General features: G+C 47.8%; 17 tRNA genes. All 17 read left to right on the top strand.

Annotation, left to right across the window (positions count from 1 at the left end):
* Positions 1 to 49: 49 nt before the first annotated feature.
* Positions 50 to 123, top strand: a tRNA-Pro gene (locus tag E4T68_RS08745).
* A gap of 9 nt (positions 124 to 132) precedes the next feature.
* Positions 133 to 206 (top strand) — tRNA-Met (locus E4T68_RS08740).
* Positions 207 to 220: 14 nt separating this feature from the next.
* A tRNA-Ile gene (locus tag E4T68_RS08735) sits at positions 221 to 294 on the top strand.
* Positions 295 to 306: 12 nt separating this feature from the next.
* Positions 307 to 396: transfer RNA gene (locus E4T68_RS08730), tRNA-Ser, on the top strand.
* Positions 397 to 421: 25 nt separating this feature from the next.
* Positions 422 to 494 (top strand) — tRNA-Met (locus tag E4T68_RS08725).
* A gap of 11 nt (positions 495 to 505) precedes the next feature.
* Positions 506 to 578, top strand: a tRNA-Asp gene (locus E4T68_RS08720).
* Between the two features lie 3 nt (positions 579 to 581).
* A tRNA-Phe gene (locus E4T68_RS08715) sits at positions 582 to 654 on the top strand.
* Positions 655 to 660: 6 nt separating this feature from the next.
* Positions 661 to 731, top strand: a tRNA-Gly gene (locus tag E4T68_RS08710).
* A gap of 8 nt (positions 732 to 739) precedes the next feature.
* Positions 740 to 813: transfer RNA gene (locus tag E4T68_RS08705), tRNA-Ile, on the top strand.
* A gap of 12 nt (positions 814 to 825) precedes the next feature.
* Positions 826 to 897 (top strand) — tRNA-Glu (locus E4T68_RS08700).
* 4 nt (positions 898 to 901) lie between these two features.
* A tRNA-Ser gene (locus E4T68_RS08695) sits at positions 902 to 991 on the top strand.
* Positions 992 to 1,016: 25 nt separating this feature from the next.
* Positions 1,017 to 1,089: transfer RNA gene (locus tag E4T68_RS08690), tRNA-Met, on the top strand.
* Positions 1,090 to 1,100: 11 nt separating this feature from the next.
* Positions 1,101 to 1,173: transfer RNA gene (locus E4T68_RS08685), tRNA-Asp, on the top strand.
* Positions 1,174 to 1,217: 44 nt separating this feature from the next.
* Positions 1,218 to 1,288: transfer RNA gene (locus tag E4T68_RS08680), tRNA-Gly, on the top strand.
* A gap of 8 nt (positions 1,289 to 1,296) precedes the next feature.
* A tRNA-Ile gene (locus E4T68_RS08675) sits at positions 1,297 to 1,370 on the top strand.
* A 32-nt stretch (positions 1,371 to 1,402) separates the two neighbouring features.
* Positions 1,403 to 1,490 (top strand) — tRNA-Ser (locus E4T68_RS08670).
* 16 nt (positions 1,491 to 1,506) lie between these two features.
* Positions 1,507 to 1,578, top strand: a tRNA-Glu gene (locus tag E4T68_RS08665).
* Positions 1,579 to 1,872: the final 294 nt, after the last annotated feature.

The raw sequence follows: 1,872 nt of genomic DNA, 5'->3' as shown, positions 1-1,872 counted from the left end.
GGTTCGACTCCTGTTGGGTGCATAATAATGCTTGGCATTATGAACAACACGGGAAGTAGCTCAGCTTGGTAGAGCACTTGGTTTGGGACCAAGGGGTCGCAGGTTCGAATCCTGTCTTCCCGACTTTATTATGGCGGTGTAGCTCAGCTGGCTAGAGCGTCCGGTTCATACCCGGGAGGTCGGGGGTTCGATCCCCTTCGCCGCTATTTAAATAGCTATAGGACCTTTAGCTCAGTTGGTTAGAGCAGACGGCTCATAACCGTCCGGTCGTAGGTTCGAGTCCTACAAGGTCCATTGTTATATTTTGGAGGATTACCCAAGTCCGGCTGAAGGGAACGGTCTTGAAAACCGTCAGGCGTGTAAAAGCGTGCAAGGGTTCGAATCCCTTATCCTCCTTAACTCGAAAGAGTATTATTAATAACGCGGGGTGGAGCAGTTGGCAGCTCGTCGGGCTCATAACCCGAAGGTCACAGGTTCGAGTCCTGTTCCCGCAATTAAGAAATGTGGTTCCGTGGTGTAGGGGTTAACATGCCTGCCTGTCACGCAGGAGATCGCGGGTTCAAATCCCGTCGGGACCGTATGGTTCAGTAGCTCAGTTGGTAGAGCACTTGATTGAAGCTCAAGGTGTCGGCAGTTCGATTCTGTCCTGAACCACTTTTAGCGGGTGTAGTTTAGTGGTAAAACTACAGCCTTCCAAGCTGTTGTCGCGAGTTCGATTCTCGTCACCCGCTTTTTAATAGGGCCTATAGCTCAGCTGGTTAGAGCGCACGCCTGATAAGCGTGAGGTCGATGGTTCAAGTCCATTTAGGCCCATTATTATATAGAGGCCCGTTGGTCAAGCGGTTAAGACACCGCCCTTTCACGGCGGTAACACGGGTTCGAGTCCCGTACGGGTCATAATGGAGGATTACCCAAGTCCGGCTGAAGGGAACGGTCTTGAAAACCGTCAGGCGTGTAAAAGCGTGCAAGGGTTCGAATCCCTTATCCTCCTTAACTCGAAAGAGTATTATTAATAACGCGGGGTGGAGCAGTTGGCAGCTCGTCGGGCTCATAACCCGAAGGTCACAGGTTCGAGTCCTGTTCCCGCAATTAAGAAATGTGGTTCCGTGGTGTAGGGGTTAACATGCCTGCCTGTCACGCAGGAGATCGCGGGTTCAAATCCCGTCGGGACCGTAGGTTCTGAACTTGGTAGATTGTTTTAAGTTCTGAATCATTTAGCGGGTGTAGTTTAGTGGTAAAACTACAGCCTTCCAAGCTGTTGTCGCGAGTTCGATTCTCGTCACCCGCTTTTTAATAGGGCCTATAGCTCAGCTGGTTAGAGCGCACGCCTGATAAGCGTGAGGTCGATGGTTCAAGTCCATTTAGGCCCATTATGGTAAAACAAAAATAACTTTAGTGTGTTGGGGAAATACTCAAGAGGCTGAAGAGGCGCCCCTGCTAAGGGTGTAGGTCGTTAACGCGGCGCGAGGGTTCAAATCCCTCTTTCTCCGTTGTTTTACCATTACTGGCCCGTTGGTCAAGCGGTTAAGACACCGCCCTTTCACGGCGGTAACACGGGTTCGAGTCCCGTACGGGTCATTATGTATGGCACTTAAAAATATCAAGGATTTATTGTAAAAGATGTTCCTTGGTATTTTGGTTCTATGTCAAATAGGGTTGATGAGGCTGTTATGCACTTAAGTGCGTAACAGTCTTTTCATAACTAGAAAACAATTTTGGTTCTATAATAAATAGGGTTGATGAGGCTGTTGACAAATATAACTGTCAGCGGTCTTTTTTCGTATAACATTTATTTTATACATTTTTCCTCACTAACTGTTATAATATACATATATAAATTGAAAGGATACACCTACTATGTTCTATCAAGAT

This window comes from Granulicatella sp. WM01, from assembly GCF_004570605.1.
Lineage (GTDB): Bacteria > Bacillota > Bacilli > Lactobacillales > Aerococcaceae > WM01.
The sequence above is the reverse complement of the archived record's forward strand: the minus strand, read 5'-3'. Positions and strand labels throughout refer to the sequence as shown.